This window comes from Epilithonimonas lactis, from assembly GCF_900110605.1.
Lineage (GTDB): Bacteria > Bacteroidota > Bacteroidia > Flavobacteriales > Weeksellaceae > Epilithonimonas > Epilithonimonas lactis.
On the sequence record NZ_FOFI01000002.1, the window covers coordinates 427,413 to 445,090 of the forward strand.

Genomic DNA, 17,678 nt, shown 5'->3' on the forward strand with positions numbered 1-17,678 from the left:
AACTAATCCGCATGCTCTCTCATCCAAATCCCTAAAACCAAGAGAGACCAGTGTTTGTAGTTGTAATTCAATTGTTTCTGAACTTCATTGAAATTTAATTTTTCAAAGATCTTGGAGCTAGGATCCTTTAGGTTTTCCGAAGAAAGCTTTTCCATGTCAGGAATTCTGAGCCATTTTTCGATAGGTGCACCGAAGCCTTGTTTTCTCTTGTTCAGAATATGATCTGTCAGTAATTTGCCAAAGGTTTTCCTTAAAATGATCTTGGTCTGCTGAGAATTCACTTTATGCTTTGCCGGAAGCGTGGAACAGAATTCTACCAGATCCTTATCCAAAAAAGGTGTTCTCAATTCTATGGAATGCATCATGGCGATTCTGTCATCTTTTACCATATAATCTCCTGGGATGATATTGGTAAGATCCATTTTCATGACCGTGTTCAGATTGTTTTTGTCCAGCTCGAAATGGTAAGAATGCTGATAATTGGTCCTTGACTTCAAAAGAGAATTTGTTTCCTGTTGGGTAAAGTTATTATGTACCTTTTCTTTCTGATAAGATACAATATCCGGAAACTTTGCTCTGAAGACCTTATCCAAAAAATATTCCCGCCCTTTTGAAAAACCCAATTTCTCACTAATGGTAGAACCAACTTTATAAAATGGGAGCAAAGTTGAACTTGCCTTACCTTTTTCCAAAATCTCTTTTTGTTTTTGATACCAAGTGTAGCCACCAAAAAGCTCATCTCCAGCATTTCCTGTGATCACGACCGTCATGTTCTTCGCAGCTTCCTTACAGATCGTGTAGGTTGCCAGCATAGCGGTGTCAGCAAGTGGTTCATCCAATTTTCTCAAAACTTCTACGAGGATCTTCGGAATCTCCTCATCTTTCAAAGAAACCTCCAGATGGTTGGTATTATACTTCTTCGAGATGCTTCTGGCTTCTGGCATCTCGTTCCAGTCGCCTTGGTATTCAAAACCTAATGTCGTGAGGTTGGGATTGTGCTGTGATGAAAGTGCCACCAACGTTCCGGAATCCAATCCACCACTTAAAAAAGCGCCCACTTTCACATCGGCAATCAATTGTTTTTCTACGGAATCTTCGACTAACTTTTGGAATTGATCAACAGCTTCTTCCTCAGAGATCTCAATTTCTTCCGTCGGAAAATTCCAATATTGTGAGATCTCTATTTTTTCATTTTTATAAATCAATTGATGGGCGGGTGGCAGAACGTGTATGTTTTTATAGATACTTTGCTGACTATCAACATACATATGGCGTAAGAAATGATGTACGGCTTCGTCATTCAATTCTTCATCTACAAGACCTGTTGCAAGAATAGCTTTGATCTCTGAAGCAAAGATGAATTCACCATTTTTGCCAATGGCATAATAAAATGGTTTTTCGCCAAATCGATCTCTGGCACAAAATAGTTGCTGTTTCTCATCGTCCCAGATAGCAAATGCAAACATCCCGTTGAGATGTTGGGGAACTTCGGAACCATATTTTTGGAATAGAGACAATATCACTTCTGTATCGGTATTGCTTTGGAAAGGATAATCCGAAAGACCTTTTTTCAAATCACGGTAGCCATAGATCTCTCCATTGAAAACGATGCATTCATTTTTTGTATTGGAATACATTGGCTGATGACCATCTGTCGAGAGATCAACAATGGCGAGCCTTCGAAAACCTAAAAAGCAATTATGGAAATATTCATGCCCTTCATCGTCTGGTCCACGATGGACGATGGCGTCCGTCATGTCCTTAAGAGTTTGTTTATAGAAAACTTCTTCCTGTATATTTTTCTTTACAATCCCCGAAATTCCACACATATAAGTAATATTATACCGCAAATTTAACATTAATTTACCAAACCTGTCAATTGGCTTTTCTACGCCAAATGATGTTTTTGATTTGATCCTATTAATGAAAAAATAATTTCGCATATTTGTAAATGTATGCAAGCATTACCTCTGATCTCAATCATTACGACCTATTACAACTCTGTACAGTTGGGAGATTTTGTAAAATCTTCTATGAACTGCCTTTTGGGTCAAACGTATGAAAACTTAGAATTCATCTGTGTGAATGATGGCTCTACGGATTCCACTCTAGAACATCTGGAATCGTTTGCAAAACAGAATCCCAGAGTGAAGGTCTACACAAAGGAAAATCAGAAATATGCACAGTACTCGAAAGCTTATGGGCAGGACAAGGCATCGGGAGAATTCATTTTTCTATTTGACCACGATGACCTCATCGATCTGGATACGATTGAAAAATGTTATGATACTTTTCTCAAAGATCCGAATCTGGACATTGTAACACCAATTGTCATCACCAAATTCACAGATGGCAAGATCAGAAGCATTCACAATATCCACCAAACATATTCTACAGATTTTGAATACCGAGAACTTTCCGGTAAGCAGGCGATCAAAGAAACAGTGGGAAGATATGACATCCATCTGCGAGGTTTGTACAGAAGTGAGACTTTCAAATCTCATTCTTTCCGATTCACAGAACCTTTGCTCAATGCCGACGAGATCGTAGAAAGGCTGATCTTGGAAGAGGCCAGATCTATAGGAAGTTGTGACGCGACCTACACGCATTACATCCATCCAGATTCGTCCGCAAAATTACTTTCTGCTAAAAAAATTGATATTATCAGGACCGATCTGTTACTCCGAGAATTATTCAAAGAAAAAGGAATCTACGAACCTAGAAAATCGATCTTCGAGTTCGTTGCTTTTAAAAATCTGGTCAATGCCATTAAGATCTTCCATCTTTTTTCTGGACAGATGACTTCTGAAGAGCAAGAGAAACAGAAAAAAAGACTTCAGGATTCCTATTCTGGGCTGGACAAAAAGACAGTTTTGTCTCAATTCAAAGGAATTGCAAAATTGTACAATATGCTTTTGCTATCCAATTTCTCTATGATGTCATTGTTCTATCAATACAAAAAATAGCTTATCTTTCGAAGCGCCAAATAAAAAACCTTGTCGCCAAAAAGGAAGGAAGATTCTGAAAAATATTCTTCTTTTTGATGTCCAAAGAAATTGCTGAACTTAGATAATCAAAAAGGCTCAATCTTGTCAGACTCTGCATGCGCGAAATATTGGTGTTCAGATATTCCTTGTCCTTCAGTGCTTTCCATTGCATGATGAGAACCATTTCTTTGAAGAGAATGATCTTATTTTTGATCAACCTTTTCAGCTCCGGATTTTTTTCCTGTTTATAGGAATTGGTAAAATGTTCCAAAATGGTCATGAAATTTTCAAAATTCTTTTTCTTTCTGTTGAAGATCACCGATTCGCCATGCAAATAATATAAATAAGTTATATCATCAATAATGGCCAAAGTATCGGTCTTTAAAAGTAGATGGAAGAACCAAAGCTCATCCTGAGCAAACAATCCTGGAACAAAATAGATATTATTCTCAACTATGAAGTTCCTCTTTATCAACTTGTTCCAAGATGACGATGGAAATCCACCAGCGCTGTAGACCGAAAATATCTCCAGATTATTATCATAATATTTTTTGGGAGCAGTCGTAGCAAATCCAAAATCCTTGGTGCTGTTATCAAACGTGTTGATCCATCTATTTTGTGCTATAGTAATCTGAGCATCAGTCTTTAAAGCTGTTTTCAAAATCAGTTCTATACAGTCTGGTGTGATCTCATCATCGCTGTCCAGAAAGTAGATGTACTCTCCCAAAGATGATTTGATGCCCGTGTTCCTTACCACAGAAAGTCCAGAATTCTTTTCATGCTCGATGATCTTGACATTGAGTTGAGGATTTGCATCAATAAAATCTTGAACCAAAATCATACTTTGATCTGGCGTACAGTCATTTACCAAGATCACTTCCATATTCTTGTATGTCTGCTGTTTTACAGATTCCAAGCATCTGACGATATATTTCTCGCAATTATAAATGGGAATATTGATACTGATCAAAGGTTGACTGTCTGCCATCGTCGTGGTTTGTGATTAATTAATAGCGAAATTATAAAGAATATTTAATACTTTTGAGCTTAAAACATCATTTTAAATGAAAAGAATCTTAGGCTTTATTTTTATAAAACTAAAAAACTTCGCCAATGATTGTATCATTTCCAGCCAGAGAAGTCTTTTTTTCACTCCGGAAAGTGTGATCCACGATTCCTTCCGTCTAGGCCGAGATAACTTTTTAGACATCGCTTCCAATGCAAATTTCCAGATCGGAAAGAATGTGATGATCAACCAATCCAATTTTTTGACAGTAAAGTCCAATGCAAAATTGACGATTGGAGACAATACCTATATCACCAGAGCCACGATCTCTTGTCTCGGCGAAATCGAGATCGGTGAGAATTGTATCCTTGGCGAAGGGATGAAGATCTTCGACCACAACCACCAATACACAAAACAACCTTTTTCAGTTTCAAAAACCGACTTCAACATCGGCAAAGTGAAAATGGGAAACAATGTTTGGACAGGCGCCAATGTTGTCATCTTGAAAGATGTGACCATCGGTGACAATGTGATCTTAGGAGCTGGCTGTGTGATCCATAAGGATGTGCCAAGCAACTCCATCATCATCAACAAACAAGAGAAACAGATAATCGCTTTGTAAAAGCCCACAAGAGATGGAAAAAAAACCCAAGATACTCATCGCAACACCTGGCAGGAACAAACCAATGGGTCCTTTCGTCCGAAGTTACATAGAACTGCTTCCGTTTGAGAAAATCGTGCTGTTCGGTGGATTTCTTCCATTTTTCTATCAGGACACCAGTCTCAATAAACAAAAACTGACCAGATATTTTTTCACTTTACTCTCTCTTAAGAATCAGAAGTGGTTGCTTGCCATCATCAAAAGAAGGTTTAAAAAAATCCTTATCAAAGAAAAGATCGACTGCGTAGTAGCCGATTATCTGGTCACTGGAGCGACTGTCAGAGAAGCCTGTGAAGAATTAAACATCCCAATAGTGGCCAATGTTCTTGGGTACGAGATCCATCAATTTGATTTCGTCGCACGACATAAGCAGCTGTACGAAGATTTTGGAAAATACAAAACCTTTACGATCCCAGTTGCAAAAAACATGATCCCAAAATTGGTAGAACTGGGATTTTCTGAGGATAGGATCATCTACTCTCCAATCGGTGCGAGAGAAGAATTTTTTAAGGTCATTCCAAACTATCACTCCAAGCAATTGTTGGCCATTGGAAGATTCGCCCATTCCAAATCTCCGCACACAACCCTGACTGCATTTTCCCGTGTCCTAACTAAAATCCCAGATGCAAAATTAACATTTGCCGGCGATGGTGAACTCATACAAGAATGCAAAGATCTTGTCCTAAAATTAGGTATAGAAAGATCCGTCGATTTTATTGGCTGGATCGATAGAGCTAAGCAGTTGGAACTATTACAGCAAAGCGCCGTTTTCGTTCAACATTCTGTCACAGCCGCGGATGGTGATGCAGAAGGAACGCCGGTAGCCATTATAGAAGCTGCTGCGGCTGGACTTCCCATCGTTTCTACAAAACATGGTGGAATCGTTGATATTGTTATTAATGAAAAAACTGGATTTCTGGTAGATGAACACGACATGGAACTGATGGCCGAAAAAATGACATATCTTCTGGAAAATCCTGCAATCATTGGAGAAATGGGAAATGAAGGAAGACAGTTTATCCATGATCATTTTTCTATGCAAAAGCATATTGCAGACGTCAGTCGTGCAATTCATAATTCCATCAAGTTATAATATTCCTATGCTCTTTTCCATCCTCATTGCCCATTACAACAACTACAATTATTTTTTGGATTGCTACAAAAGCATCATGTCCCAAACATATCAAAACTTTGAGGTTGTTTTGGTAGACGACCATTCAACTGATGGATCTTACGAAAAGATAAGGGAATTGACCAAAGATGATTCCCGATTCCGATTATTCCAAAATGATGAGAATAAAGGCGTTGGATTTACCAAAAAGAGATGTGCCGAATTAGCAAAAGGTGAAATCTGTGGTTTTGTAGACCCGGATGACGCGCTTGCGAACAATGCCCTGGAAATCAGCATGAAAAACCATACAGAAAACAATGTGGTCACATATTCTCAATTTCATCTCTGTGATGATGCTTTGAAGCCTTTGCGACTATTCCAGCATTCCAGGCAGGTGAAGAATGGGAACAAGAATTTCTTCAATATCTTTCTCGAGGCCAATCACTTTTTGACCTTCAAAAGATCAGCATACGAAAATACCTCAGGAATAGACCAAAACCTCACTTCTGCAGTGGACCAGGATCTTTATCTCAAGCTTTACGAAACCGGAAATTTCATATTCATCAAAGAACCGCTTTACTATTACCGTTTGCACGAAAAAGGTGTTTCTCAGGAATCAACAAAGAAGGAGAAGCTCAATCACAACTGGCATCAGGTCATCCTGAACTCAGCAAAGCGCAGGAATATCGACACTCTTTATGGAAAAAAAATAGCTGAAATAGAAAACCTACCACTATTTTTAAAAACGAAGCAAAACAACATGTGGACAAAGATCATGAGAAAGTTTTTGTAAAGAATCGAATAATTTATCATAAAAAACAAAACCACAGAAAGTCTCTGTGGTTTTTGTTTTAGTCTTTTATAATGACGCCGGCATATTTGCCATCGAATTCTATAATATGTGGTTTGCGTTTGTTCTTCTCGCAATAATCTTTGAAAGCGGCATTGTCCCCAACATCATCACTCATGAAGATGCCACCACTTTTCAGTTTACTCCAAAGCAGATTGTAAGCCCAAAGTCTACCGTCGTAAGTTTTATCGCTGTCATAATGCACAACATCAAAAGAATTTGACTTCTCAAAAATCTTTGGAAGAGATTCTTTATCAGCATATCTGTAAAGGTCCCAGTTTTTCTTGTATTTTTCTGGGATCACACAACCTACGAAATCCTCACTTTGGTTTTGCAAAATATATGGCATGTCCGAACTGTAAAGCGTTCCATTTCTGTGAACCAATGAAGCCAAAGCCGCAAAAGATGACCATCCGTAAGCTACGCCAGTTTCAATCGATCTTTGAGCATTTGCAAATTCATTGATGTAATAGATCACACTTAGAGAACCTGCGCCACCCATTTTTACAGGTGCTTTTGCCTGAGCTTGCAACGCCGAAGCAAATTCTTGTGGGAATAGTTTTTCGAAAGGGACGAAAGTCGTATTGAGCACTTTTTCTATAAAATCTTTCTCGGAGATGGCGATACTCTTGCACCACTTTTCGGCTTCTTCTTTGCCTCTCAATCCAGATGAACGGTTGAAGATGTTTTTCCAGATCTTACGTCTCAATTCAGGGTAAAGGTCTGGACGTTTCAGATATGCAAAAAAGGTCGAAACGATTTCGGAGATTTTATTCATAAATATGCTTTGTGGTGCAAAAATACAAAAGAATTGCACAAACAGTCATATATTTGCCTTATTAAGAATTATTTTATCAAGAAACACAATGAAGCAAAAAATAAAAATACTTTTTATACACCGTTCTATGGAGTTTGGAGGTGTGGAAAAAGTTGTTATTAATCAATTGAAAAATCTTGATAAACATATTTTCGATGTGACCTTGTTGCTCAAAATGTATCAAGGCGGAATGAGAGATCAGATCCCGGGCGACGTCAATTTGATCTCGCTGACAAAGGGCAAGGAAGACCTTTCAAAGTTCAAATTATTTTTTCTGATTCAATTAGTTTTAAGGAATATAAAACTAAGATTTCTCGCAAAGTTTCCTTTTTTCGTTGAAAGATTCTATCTGAAAAAAAAATTTGATCTGATCATTGCTCCAACATATACCAGTTTCGATGATGTTCTTAATAGTCATGACAAAAATGCTAAAAAGATCGCTTGGTTCCATACAGACATCAGAGACGGGAAAGACCACAACAATAACTTACGACTACTCAATAAACTCAAAAAATTTGATTGGGTGGTCTTTGGCTCCCAACAGACCCAACAAGTGATCGTAGATGAATATCAAATTAACTATCCCAACAGCCAGGTCATCTACAATCCTATTGACATAGACGGAACAAGGCTGAAATCAAAAGAATTTCAAATCGATTATGAAAAAAGACCCGTTTTTCTTTCAATAGGAAGGCTGAACAGGAGAAAAGGCTACCACACATTGATGAAAGCTCACAGATCGCTTTTGGATGAAGGCATTGAGCACTCAATTGTAATCATTGGAGACGGCGAGGAAAATCTGCCGCTTAAGGAACAGGCAAAAGAACTGGATGTGGAGGATTCTTTTCTTTTCTACGGTGCAAAATCAAATCCATATCCTTACATAAAAGCTTGCGATTATTACATATTATCTTCTGATTCTGAATCTTACCCGTTGACCATAGGTGAGGTCTTGATTCTTGGAAAACCAATCATCAGTACCAACGTGGGCGGTATTTCCGAAATGATGACCCACGATGAAAATGGGCTGTTGATAGATTACTCCGCGGAAGCAATGGCAGAAGCAATGAAAAGATTTATCTACGACCATGATCTTACAAACAGGATCATCAACAATAATAAAAATATGGAAGTGAAATTTGACAATTCGATCATCAATAGGCAAATTGAAGAATTGTTTGTTACGCTCGCAAATAATCGTTCTTAATAATAAATAATCCGTCACCAACATTCTATGGAAAGCCCTTTGATCACCATCTTTTCCCCGACGTACAATGCAGAAAGCTTTCTACCGTATGTTTTTGAGACCCTGCAAAAGCAAGACTACAAAAATTTTGAATGGCTGGTCGTAGATGATTGTTCTACAGACAACACCATCCAAATTCTGAAGGCGTTGCAAGACAAAGCGACTTTCCCTATCCGGATCATTCAGAATGAAACCAATCAGATGGTCACAAAGAATATCGAGATCGGAATCCATAATGCCAATGGAAAATTTCTCTATTTGACAGGCCACGACGACGGACTGACAGACAATTGCCTTTCTACATTTGTTGAAGATTGGAATAGCCTAGACATCCAAACCCAAGATAATATCTGTGGACTGGTTTACCATTGTGAGGACCAGGACGGAAATTTTATTGGAACCAAATATCCTTTTGACTTTTGGATATCGAACGACTTCGAAATGCGCTTCAAGTATCATGTAAAAGGTGAAAAGAGCAGTTTCCACAAGGTTGAAATTCTGAAAAAAATACAATATTCCTATCCCGAGATCGATGTTTACATTCCAGAAAATCTTTTTTGGTTCGAGTTGAGCTATAGATACAATTTCATGTACATCAACAAGGTTTTGCGGGTATATTTCCAGCACGATTCGCATCAAAACATTTCCAAATCTATGGGGCCGGGGAAAAAATATATGGCTGGATTTTCTTTTTTCTTTTCTGAGATCATCCGGAAGTACAATACTTATCTAAGAAAAAATTACTTCAAGATGTGGGTGATTCTGCAATTTAATTATATCCGATATTCTCGATACAACCTGCAATCTTTTTCGGGAATAGTAAAAAATGCTGAAAACAAATTGGTGGTTGCGCTTTTGATCCCGTTCGTGATCATCTTTGAATTAATAAAATTCAAACGATTGATTTAAGAAAAACTGTCATCATCGAAATTCATAAAACAGAAAAATATTTTACGACATTGCTGATTTATTTATAATAAAATACATTTAATATCGATTCGGTCTTATCAAAGCATCAGATTTTGCTTGTTTGGATCAATCTATTGAAGATACTATATTATTCACATAACATTCTTTATTGTTATCTTTGCAAAAATTTACCCCACGCTAATATGATCAACATTGCAGCGATAGAATACTATCTGCCCAAAAATATATTAACCAACGAAGATATTGCGAATGAATTCCCAGAGTGGAATGCAGACAAGATCAAATCAAAAATCGGTGTAGAATCCAGACATTTTGTAGATGATTCCCAAACTGCACTTGATCTGGCCGTAGAAGCTTGCGAAAAACTTTTCAAAAAATACGACCGCAGCAAAATAGATTTTATCCTTTTTTGTACCCAAAGTCCAGACTACTTCCTTCCAACGACAGCTTGTATTTTACAGGATAAGTTAAACCTTCCGAAAAACATCGGCGCTTTGGATTTCAATCTCGGTTGTTCTGGTTTTGTCTATGGATTGACGTTGGCGAAAGGCCTGATATCTATTGGATTAGCAAAAAATATTCTGTTGGTCACTTCTGATACTTACACCAAGTTTTTGGATAAGAATGACAAATCCAACAGAAGTATCTTTGGCGATGGCGCAGCGGTTTCCGTTATCGAAAAAGACGATTCCAAAGCAGATTTCCAATACGTTGTAGGAACAGACGGTGCCGGTTACAATAATCTGATTGTTGAAAATGGCGGTGCGAGAAACGCGTCAGAAAAGCCAGTTCTTTACATGAAAGGGCCTAAAATCTTCACATTCGCGCTAGAAAATATTCCGGCGTTGATCAGCGAAACACTCGAGAAAAATAAACTTAGACTGGAGGATATCGACCTTTTCGTTTTCCATCAGGCAAGTTCTTATATGCTGAATTACTTGAAGAATCTTTGTAATATTCCAGACGAGAAATTCTTCCTGGATATGAAAGATATTGGAAACACAGTGTCTGCAAGTATTCCAATTGCTTTGAAACTAGCTTTGGACCAAGGCAAGATAAAAGAAGGCTTCAAAGTGATGGTCGCTGGTTTTGGTGTTGGCTATTCTTGGGGCGCAGGAATTTTGGAATTCTAAATAATACTTTAAAGATCTATACAAAATGAAGAGAAGCGATTTTCTTCATTTTTTGTTATTTTAGCAAAACAAAATTTACATTCCTCTCTTCAATTGATGGAAGATCACAAAAAGAAAATCCTTATCAGAATTGGTTCTCTTCGCCATGGTGGCGCGGAAAAAGTGCTGGTAACTTTCCTCAAAAACCTTCCGAAGGACAAGTATGAAATTGATCTGTTGCTCAATCTATATTCCGGAAAATATTTGACAGATGTTCCGGGTTGGGTAAATGTGATGTACCTCAATCGTGGCGAGATGATCACGACCAATCGCCCAAAAGACATTCCAAAAAAAATATACCGCGTTGTCTATCAGCAACTTTTGAAGAAATATCCAAAAATACTTTACAAAAGAAAACTGAAAAACAAAGTCTACGATATCGAGTTTGCGGCCATCCACGGTTTTATGGATGAGGTTCTCAATAGTCCATTGAAGTCTTCCAAAAAACTAATGTGGATCCACAATGATTTGACTAAGGTTAGCGGCTACACAGCCGAGAAGATCAGACATTTTTTCCATTATGATAAAGTGATGGTCATCTCGGAAAAAATCGAACAAACCTTTTTAGAATTAGCAAAAACGGAGACTGAAAAACAGAAGATCGTACGAATCTACAATCCGCTGGACACCAATGAGATTTTAGTAAAGTCCGAAGCTGGTAGCCCGAAGTCCGAAGACCTCCAACCTGTATTCATTTCGGTAGGAACGGTTTTTCCTCAGAAAGGATTTGACCGATTGTTGAAAGTCCACAAACGACTTCTGGACGAAGGTTTCCAACACAAAGTACTAATTGTTGGAGACGGTTACGATTTCGAAAATGTAAAGAAACTGAAAACCGAGTTAGGCATCGACAAAACAGCAACCATGCTTGGTTTTACAGATAATCCTTATCCTTACTTCAAAGCAGCCGATTTTTATATTCTAAGCTCAAGATACGAAGGTTTCCCGACGGTTTTGTTTGAAGCTATCACGCTCAAAAAGAATATCATCGCAACCGATGTTTCCGGCGTAGCAGAAATGTTGGAAAACGGAAAATTAGGCTTGATCACAGAAAACTCGGAAGAAGGAATCTATCATGGAATGAGACAAGCTTTGACCAATCCAGAACATTTCAAAACCTATCAGGACAATCTTGAGCATTATGAAATGCCTTTCGACCTAAAAAATTCTGTGGATAAGATCATGGAGATCATTGATAATTTGTAATTTTATCCAATGGGTCATTCTATTCTTCAAAAAGATTTTTACCGGGAAAGCGGAAAATATCTGTCTCATTTTCAAATGCTGAAAAAATGTTTCAGTCCCAATCTGCATTATATCTATTGGTTCCGGAATGCTCAGAAACATCCTAAATCATCTTTAACAGGAAAATTTTACCGATTGATTCTTCGCCATTACCAGATCAAATACGGCTTTCAGATCTACGCAGAAACCGAGATCGGGGAAGGTTTTTATCTAGGACATTGGGGCGCTCTTGTCATCAATCCGAAAACTAAAATTGGAAAAAACTGCAACATTGCGCAAGGCGTTACAATAGCACAAGCCAACCGAGGAAAAAACGAAGGTGTTCCTGTGATCGGCAACGAGGTTTGGATTGGCCCAAATGCCGTGATCGTCGGGAATATCACCATTGGAAACAATGTTCTCATTGCTCCGAATGCTTATGTCAACACCGATGTTCCTGATAATTCTATCGTTTTGGGAAATCCTGCAATCATAACTTCAAAACCGAATGCGACTGAAGGTTATATTAACCATAAGATATAATTAATTTTATTATTTATCGACTTTGATATCATATTTTCCAGTATTAAACTTTGTTAAATCTCATTGTTTTTAAATTTTATATTATATTTTTGTGTAATTATTGATTTGGTCTATTAGTTTTTAAAAATAACGGCGCCGAATCAAATAATTATAAATCAGCAAATTTTATTGTGATGACAAACTCATACGAAGGTATTTTCGAAAACAATAAAAAATGGGTCGAAGGAAAACTAGCGGACAATCCGAATTATTTCCACGACCTTGCTAAAACACAGCACCCAGATTACTTGTACATCGGCTGTTCCGACAGTCGAGCAACGGCAGAGGAACTGATGGGTGTAGGACCAGGCGAGGTTTTTGTTCACAGGAATATTGCCAATGTGGTCAACACTTTGGATATGAGTTCTACAGCGGTAATTCAGTACGCAGTTGAACATCTGAAAGTAAAACACATCATCGTCTGTGGCCATTACAATTGTGGTGGCGTAAAAGCAGCGATGACCTCTCAGGACCTAGGACTTTTGAATCCTTGGCTGAGAAATATCCGAGACGTTTACAGGCTTCATCAGGAAGAGTTGGATTCTGTGGATGCCGATAAAAAATATGATCGCCTTGTAGAACTGAATGTTCAGGAGCAATGCATCAATGTAATAAAAATGGCCTGCGTGCAAGAACGTTACATTTTGGATGAATATCCTATTGTTCACGGTTGGGTTTTCGACCTTAGAACAGGAAAAATAATTGATCTGGAAATCGATTTTGAAAAGATTTTAAAAGACATCCAGAAAATATATAACCTGACAGATTCTGATTGGGTGATGAGTAAAAAGAACAACAAAAATCTTATTTAAGATTTTCTATATGAAGTATTGGAGTATTATAATATTAACGGTTTTTCTGAACTTTACGGCGCTTCCTGGGATTGCCGCCATGTTTGGTTGGGAATTGCCGAGAACCAATGTTATAGTCAACGAGGAAGAGACCCACGCCAACACTTTTGTGCTTTACGAAAAGACCATTCCTAAAACTTTGGACATTCATGATTTTCTGAAATTTTATGAAACTGTCCCTCAGAAAAATACAACACCTAATTGGGAAACCAATATCTATTTTTCGCCTTACCTCAGTATATTTTCTCCTCCCCCGGAAGCTTGATTCATTTCGTTTTTCTATAAAACGAGATTCTTGTTTGCTGTTTTTATTGAACAGTAGGCTTTGTTCTGTATCAAGTCAATCAACACTTTTTTAGAATAATTGATATTCATTATCAGTGACTTCTGCTACATTATTATGCAAAAATCAAAATCTTTGATTGGAGGGATCAAAGAGAATTTTCCTTCCGGTCTTGTCGTTTTTCTCGTGGCTTTGCCACTTTGTCTTGGGATCGCGTTAGCATCAGGAGCGCCGCCATTATCTGGGATCATTGCTGGGATAGTTGGCGGGATTGTTGTCGGATTCATCAGTAATTCCAACATCTCTGTTTCTGGTCCGGCTGCTGGTTTGACGGCCATCGTTTTGGTTGCCATCACAGACCTTGGTGCGTTTGAGTTATTTCTTTGCGCAGGGATCATTGCGGGAATTCTACAATTAATTTTAGGATTTGTCCGGGCAGGAAGTATCTCAAATTATTTCCCTAATAATGTCATCGAAGGCATGTTGGCTGGTATTGGAATCATCATTATTCTAAAACAAATTCCGCACGCCTTAGGATTTGACAGTGATTATGAAGGCCACGAATCTATTTTTGATAAAGGTCTGAATTTCGGATATTTCTCAGAATTATTTGGAGCGATCCATCCGGGAGCCATCGTTGTGACCTTGGTTTCTGTAGCAATTTTGCTGGCTTGGGACCACATTACTTTTCTGAAAAGAATAAAACTTTTACCTGGCGCACTGGTTGCCGTCATTGCGGGAATTCTCTTGAATGAATTTTTCAAAATGTCTGGAAGTTCTTTGGCAATTTCTGAAAAACATTTGGTGACTTTGCCAACACCAAGTTCATTGGAAGACTTCAAAAACCTGATCACGTTTCCAGATTTCAATGGATTTACGAATCCTAAAGTTTGGATTGCAGGAGCAACTATCGCAATCGTGGCATCTATCGAGACCTTGCTTTGTATTGAAGCTTCGGACAGATTGGATGTTAGGAGAAGGATCACTGATACCAACCTCGAGTTGAAAGCACAAGGCATTGGAAACCTCATCAGCTCTTTCATTGGTGGATTGCCGATGACGTCTGTGGTGGTAAGAAGTTCCGCTAATGCCAATGCTGGAGCGACTACCAAAGCTTCAGCAATCATTCACGGTGTTTTGTTGCTGATATGTGTTTTGTCGATTCCAGTGATCTTAAATCTAATTCCATTGGCAACTTTGGCAGCGGTATTGATCTTGGTAGGATATAAATTGGCAAAACCTGCAACCTTCAAACATTTCTGGCACAATGGAAAATATCAGTTCATTCCTTTTGTAGCAACCGTTTTGGCTGTTGTTTTCACCGATCTTTTGAAAGGTGTGGGAATTGGATTATTGATCTCAGTATTCTACATTCTTCAGGGAAATATGAAGCGTGCTTATTATCTGAACAAAGCCACTTTGGACGATGCAGATGAGATCACGATAAAACTGGCAGAGGAAGTATCCTTCCTGAACAAAGCAGCCATCAAGAAAACTTTAAAGAACGTAAAATCTGGCTCCAAAGTCATCATTGATGCAAAAACAACCTCGTACATCACAACAGATGTTCTGGAGATGATCCAGGATTTTGCCAATGTGAGAGCGAAAGAAGAAGACATAGAAGTCGAATTGCTTGGCTTCAAAACGTCTTACAGAGACTATGCGAGCGATCAAGATTCGCACGTCATCGTCAACCACAAAAGAGCAATGTAAAAATTGCAAGATCATTAACATTAATACTTTTTAAAACATTTAAAATATGAAAGCACATACATTCGAAACACAAACGACCATTACTCCTGACAAAGCGCTTGAAATCCTGAAAGAAGGAAACGAAAGATTCGTTAAAAATCTAAAAGCGAACAGAGATCTTTTGTCTCAGGTCAATGACACGCGTGCGGGACAATGGCCATTTGCTGTAGTTTTGAGCTGTATCGACAGCCGTACATCTGCCGAATTGATCTTTGACCAAGGATTGGGCGATATTTTCAGCGTGAGAATTGCTGGTAACTTTGTGAATCAGGACATTCTTGGTTCTATGGAATTTGGTTGCAACGTGGCAGGTTCCAAACTGGTTGTCGTTCTAGGTCACACCAAATGTGGCGCATTGAAGGGCGGATTGGACGCAGCAGCGATTCAAGGTCTTGGAATGGACAACCTGAACCATTTGATCGATCACTTCGATCACATCATCAAAGATATCATCACTGACGGTGAAGAGCGTTCTTCTAAAAATGAAGACCTATTGGAAAGACTGAATCAAAGCAATGTAAAAAATGCTATTGAAGACATCCGTACCAAAAGTTCTACGCTTAAAAAGATGGAAGAAGACGGCAAGATCAAAATCGTAGGAGCCAACTACGATGTTGAGACCGGAGTGGTCACTTGGATCTAAAAAATATTTTTTCTTTATACAATTAATTAGGTTTGTAGGCCGGGTAATTTATTTTATCCGGCTTACTTATTTCCCATTAAAAGCAGTCATCGTATTCTGAATGCCTGCAAAGACGAAAGATAAACTGGCTTGGGAAAACTTTTCGATTCTTTCAGAAAGTTTTTCTTTTTCCTCCTCATTCCATTTTCCAAGAACGTAATCTGCTTGTTTGCCTTCTGAGAATTCTGCAGAGATCCCGAATCTTAATCTTGGATAGTTTTGCGTATTCAGTTGGGATTGGATACTTTTTAAACCGTTATGTCCAGCGTCTGAACCTTTCATTTTCATCCTCAAAGAACCAAATGGCAAAGCCAGATCATCTGTAATGACCAGAATATTTTCTAAAGGAATATTCTCTTTCTGCATCCAGAATTTCACGGCATTTCCGGAGAGATTCACATAAGTATCAGGTTTTAGGACAAAGACTTTTCTGCCTTTGTATTTTCCTTCTGCCAAAAGTCCAAAATTCGAAGATTTGAAAGGAGCTTCTATCTTTTCAGCGATCTTTTCCGCTACTTTGAAACCGATATTATGTCGCGTTTCTGCATACTCTTCCCCTTTGTTGCCAATGCCGACAATAAGATATTTCATGGATTACTGATATTCGAATTTGGTAACGATGGATGTAGCAGTGACGGTAGTAGGATAACCATCATTATCATAGACATAGGTCGCAGTCTGAGTATCTTCCATATCAGTTCCGCCTAGATTAAATATAACATTTATCGTTGCCGCATTATTTTTAGCAAAACCTGTGATACTGCTGGCATCAGCTTCTGCATGGATCATTGATATCAAATAATCCTTTGGAAGCAAGTTGTATGGATTGATCTTGTTATCATAAGCTGAGAGATTCACCGTCAATTCCAATTCCTGTAAAAAATCGAACACAGGAACAGGAAGTCCCACATTTAATTTCGATTTGAAATTCCATCGGGAAACGTTGTTACCAGAATAAGAAAGGTTGGATACAAAATTGGCAACTACACTTGTATTATCCTCACCAAAAACATCTTCATTGACAATAGAAGGCCAGCCATTGGCAGCGTAGGTCAGGTTGGCAATACTTTTTATAGAGCCGCCAGTTTCGGTATGCGTTACATTCAGCTTGGTTATTTGATTGCTTGTATAGACCGGAACTATTTCCTCTGTACTGATATCACCAGCAAAATTTTCGGTTCTCACGATCTTTGCGATATTACCGGAAGCTAGATAAGTGACATCGATTTTAATGCTGTTGTCACTGGTCGTTACAGCCGTCAATTTTTTGTCTGAATTATAAGTATAATTATAGGTCATAATATCACCTTCATCATCGATGGTGACTTTTTTTAGCAGTTTGGTCGGAGTCACTGTTCCACCACCGGGATTCGTGTTTGGATTGTAATCCATACCTACCAGAAGGTCACCGTTTGCATCCTGATTGGGATCGCAAGAAGACAGCATTAAAAGCCCGAAGATGAGAGACAAATAATAAAATAAATTTTTCATTGATTATTGTTGTGTTTGCAAAGTTAACTTTTT

Annotated in this window: 18 protein-coding genes; 13 read left to right on the plus strand and 5 right to left on the minus strand. The window is 38.3% G+C overall.

Annotated features, from left to right (window positions below; all coding sequences use genetic code 11):
- Nucleotides 1-2 precede the first annotated feature (2 nt).
- Nucleotides 3-1,829 (minus strand): asparagine synthase (glutamine-hydrolyzing), encoded by a 1,827-nt coding sequence (gene asnB / locus BMW39_RS07190; RefSeq protein ID WP_034973408.1) that lies wholly within the window; start codon nucleotides 1,827-1,829, stop codon nucleotides 3-5.
- Between the two features lie 126 nt (nucleotides 1,830-1,955).
- Between asnB and BMW39_RS07195 the strand changes: the two genes are divergently transcribed.
- Entirely contained in the window at nucleotides 1,956-2,966 is a 1,011-nt protein-coding gene (locus tag BMW39_RS07195) for a glycosyltransferase family A protein (protein WP_034973410.1), read from the plus strand.
- Between the two features lies 1 nt (nucleotide 2,967).
- Here the strand turns inward: BMW39_RS07195 and BMW39_RS07200 are convergent, their stop codons facing one another.
- The gene (locus BMW39_RS07200) at nucleotides 2,968-3,975 is read right to left on the minus strand and encodes a glycosyltransferase family 2 protein (RefSeq protein ID WP_034973412.1); all 1,008 of its coding nucleotides are present in this window, start codon (nucleotides 3,973-3,975) and stop codon (nucleotides 2,968-2,970) included.
- A 76-nt stretch (nucleotides 3,976-4,051) separates the two neighbouring features.
- Here BMW39_RS07200 and BMW39_RS07205 point away from each other — a divergent pair, with 76 nt between their 5' ends.
- Genes BMW39_RS07205 through BMW39_RS07215 form a run of 3 tightly spaced genes read left to right on the plus strand, consistent with a single transcriptional unit; the run spans nucleotide 4,052 to nucleotide 6,558 of the window.
- Nucleotides 4,052-4,615 (plus strand): acyltransferase, encoded by a 564-nt coding sequence (locus BMW39_RS07205; RefSeq protein ID WP_034973414.1) that lies wholly within the window; start codon nucleotides 4,052-4,054, stop codon nucleotides 4,613-4,615.
- A gap of 13 nt (nucleotides 4,616-4,628) precedes the next feature.
- Nucleotides 4,629-5,747 (plus strand): glycosyltransferase, encoded by a 1,119-nt coding sequence (locus tag BMW39_RS07210; RefSeq protein WP_034973416.1) that lies wholly within the window; start codon nucleotides 4,629-4,631, stop codon nucleotides 5,745-5,747.
- Between the two features lie 7 nt (nucleotides 5,748-5,754).
- Nucleotides 5,755-6,558 carry a glycosyltransferase family 2 protein gene (locus tag BMW39_RS07215; protein ID WP_051879823.1) on the plus strand — a complete coding sequence of 268 codons (804 nt, stop codon included), beginning with the start codon at nucleotides 5,755-5,757 and terminating at the stop codon, nucleotides 6,556-6,558.
- 58 nt (nucleotides 6,559-6,616) lie between these two features.
- Here BMW39_RS07215 and BMW39_RS07220 read toward each other — a convergent pair whose 3' ends face one another.
- Complete coding sequence (locus BMW39_RS07220; RefSeq protein WP_034973418.1) at nucleotides 6,617-7,393, minus strand: class I SAM-dependent methyltransferase; 777 nt, start codon at nucleotides 7,391-7,393, stop codon at nucleotides 6,617-6,619.
- 88 nt (nucleotides 7,394-7,481) lie between these two features.
- Between BMW39_RS07220 and BMW39_RS07225 the strand changes: the two genes are divergently transcribed.
- The 9 genes from BMW39_RS07225 to BMW39_RS07265 all read left to right on the plus strand — a co-directional run bounded on the left by BMW39_RS07225 (nucleotide 7,482) and on the right by BMW39_RS07265 (nucleotide 16,115).
- Nucleotides 7,482-8,639 (plus strand): glycosyltransferase, encoded by a 1,158-nt coding sequence (locus BMW39_RS07225; protein WP_034973420.1) that lies wholly within the window; start codon nucleotides 7,482-7,484, stop codon nucleotides 8,637-8,639.
- Nucleotides 8,640-8,666: 27 nt separating this feature from the next.
- The gene (locus BMW39_RS07230; RefSeq protein WP_034973422.1) at nucleotides 8,667-9,587 is read left to right on the plus strand and encodes a glycosyltransferase family 2 protein; all 921 of its coding nucleotides are present in this window, start codon (nucleotides 8,667-8,669) and stop codon (nucleotides 9,585-9,587) included.
- Nucleotides 9,588-9,790: 203 nt separating this feature from the next.
- Nucleotides 9,791-10,741, plus strand: a complete 951-nt coding sequence (locus BMW39_RS07235) for a 3-oxoacyl-ACP synthase III family protein (RefSeq protein WP_034973424.1) — start codon at nucleotides 9,791-9,793, stop codon at nucleotides 10,739-10,741.
- A gap of 96 nt (nucleotides 10,742-10,837) precedes the next feature.
- Nucleotides 10,838-11,986: a glycosyltransferase gene (locus tag BMW39_RS07240; RefSeq protein ID WP_034973426.1), complete on the plus strand. Its 1,149-nt coding sequence runs from the start codon at nucleotides 10,838-10,840 to the stop codon at nucleotides 11,984-11,986.
- Between the two features lie 9 nt (nucleotides 11,987-11,995).
- Complete coding sequence (locus BMW39_RS07245) at nucleotides 11,996-12,547, plus strand: serine acetyltransferase (RefSeq protein WP_034973428.1); 552 nt, start codon at nucleotides 11,996-11,998, stop codon at nucleotides 12,545-12,547.
- Nucleotides 12,548-12,720: 173 nt separating this feature from the next.
- On the plus strand, nucleotides 12,721-13,398 hold the full coding sequence (locus BMW39_RS07250; protein ID WP_034973430.1) for a carbonic anhydrase: 678 nt from the start codon (nucleotides 12,721-12,723) through the stop codon (nucleotides 13,396-13,398).
- 10 nt (nucleotides 13,399-13,408) lie between these two features.
- A complete protein-coding gene (locus BMW39_RS07255) occupies nucleotides 13,409-13,702 on the plus strand; it encodes a hypothetical protein (RefSeq protein WP_034973432.1) in 294 nt (97 codons plus the stop codon).
- A gap of 135 nt (nucleotides 13,703-13,837) precedes the next feature.
- Entirely contained in the window at nucleotides 13,838-15,433 is a 1,596-nt protein-coding gene (locus BMW39_RS07260) for a SulP family inorganic anion transporter (protein ID WP_034973434.1), read from the plus strand.
- 46 nt (nucleotides 15,434-15,479) lie between these two features.
- Nucleotides 15,480-16,115: a carbonic anhydrase gene (locus tag BMW39_RS07265; RefSeq protein ID WP_034973436.1), complete on the plus strand. Its 636-nt coding sequence runs from the start codon at nucleotides 15,480-15,482 to the stop codon at nucleotides 16,113-16,115.
- Between the two features lie 66 nt (nucleotides 16,116-16,181).
- On the opposite strand, the gene pth is transcribed toward BMW39_RS07265, so the two are convergent.
- Nucleotides 16,182-16,745 (minus strand): aminoacyl-tRNA hydrolase, encoded by a 564-nt coding sequence (gene pth, locus BMW39_RS07270; protein ID WP_034973438.1) that lies wholly within the window; start codon nucleotides 16,743-16,745, stop codon nucleotides 16,182-16,184.
- Nucleotides 16,746-16,748: 3 nt separating this feature from the next.
- Nucleotides 16,749-17,645, minus strand: coding sequence for a hypothetical protein (locus BMW39_RS07275; RefSeq protein ID WP_034973440.1), 897 nt, complete (start codon nucleotides 17,643-17,645; stop codon nucleotides 16,749-16,751).
- Nucleotides 17,646-17,678: the final 33 nt, after the last annotated feature.

Coding starts and splice junctions, on each gene's coding strand:
- BMW39_RS07260 (WP_034973434.1), top strand. CDS start 13,838: ATGCAAAAATCAAAATCTTTGATTGGAGGGATCAAAGAGAATTTTCCT.
- BMW39_RS07215 (WP_051879823.1), top strand. CDS start 5,755: ATGCTCTTTTCCATCCTCATTGCCCATTACAACAACTACAATTATTTT.
- BMW39_RS07220 (WP_034973418.1), bottom strand. CDS start 7,393: ATGAATAAAATCTCCGAAATCGTTTCGACCTTTTTTGCATATCTGAAA.
- BMW39_RS07240 (WP_034973426.1), top strand. CDS start 10,838: ATGGAAGATCACAAAAAGAAAATCCTTATCAGAATTGGTTCTCTTCGC.
- BMW39_RS07255 (WP_034973432.1), top strand. CDS start 13,409: ATGAAGTATTGGAGTATTATAATATTAACGGTTTTTCTGAACTTTACG.
- BMW39_RS07250 (WP_034973430.1), top strand. CDS start 12,721: ATGACAAACTCATACGAAGGTATTTTCGAAAACAATAAAAAATGGGTC.
- BMW39_RS07210 (WP_034973416.1), top strand. CDS start 4,629: ATGGAAAAAAAACCCAAGATACTCATCGCAACACCTGGCAGGAACAAA.
- BMW39_RS07225 (WP_034973420.1), top strand. CDS start 7,482: ATGAAGCAAAAAATAAAAATACTTTTTATACACCGTTCTATGGAGTTT.
- BMW39_RS07245 (WP_034973428.1), top strand. CDS start 11,996: ATGGGTCATTCTATTCTTCAAAAAGATTTTTACCGGGAAAGCGGAAAA.
- BMW39_RS07265 (WP_034973436.1), top strand. CDS start 15,480: ATGAAAGCACATACATTCGAAACACAAACGACCATTACTCCTGACAAA.
- asnB (WP_034973408.1), bottom strand. CDS start 1,829: ATGTGTGGAATTTCGGGGATTGTAAAGAAAAATATACAGGAAGAAGTT.
- BMW39_RS07195 (WP_034973410.1), top strand. CDS start 1,956: ATGCAAGCATTACCTCTGATCTCAATCATTACGACCTATTACAACTCT.
- pth (WP_034973438.1), bottom strand. CDS start 16,745: ATGAAATATCTTATTGTCGGCATTGGCAACAAAGGGGAAGAGTATGCA.
- BMW39_RS07275 (WP_034973440.1), bottom strand. CDS start 17,645: ATGAAAAATTTATTTTATTATTTGTCTCTCATCTTCGGGCTTTTAATG.
- BMW39_RS07230 (WP_034973422.1), top strand. CDS start 8,667: ATGGAAAGCCCTTTGATCACCATCTTTTCCCCGACGTACAATGCAGAA.
- BMW39_RS07235 (WP_034973424.1), top strand. CDS start 9,791: ATGATCAACATTGCAGCGATAGAATACTATCTGCCCAAAAATATATTA.
- BMW39_RS07205 (WP_034973414.1), top strand. CDS start 4,052: ATGAAAAGAATCTTAGGCTTTATTTTTATAAAACTAAAAAACTTCGCC.
- BMW39_RS07200 (WP_034973412.1), bottom strand. CDS start 3,975: ATGGCAGACAGTCAACCTTTGATCAGTATCAATATTCCCATTTATAAT.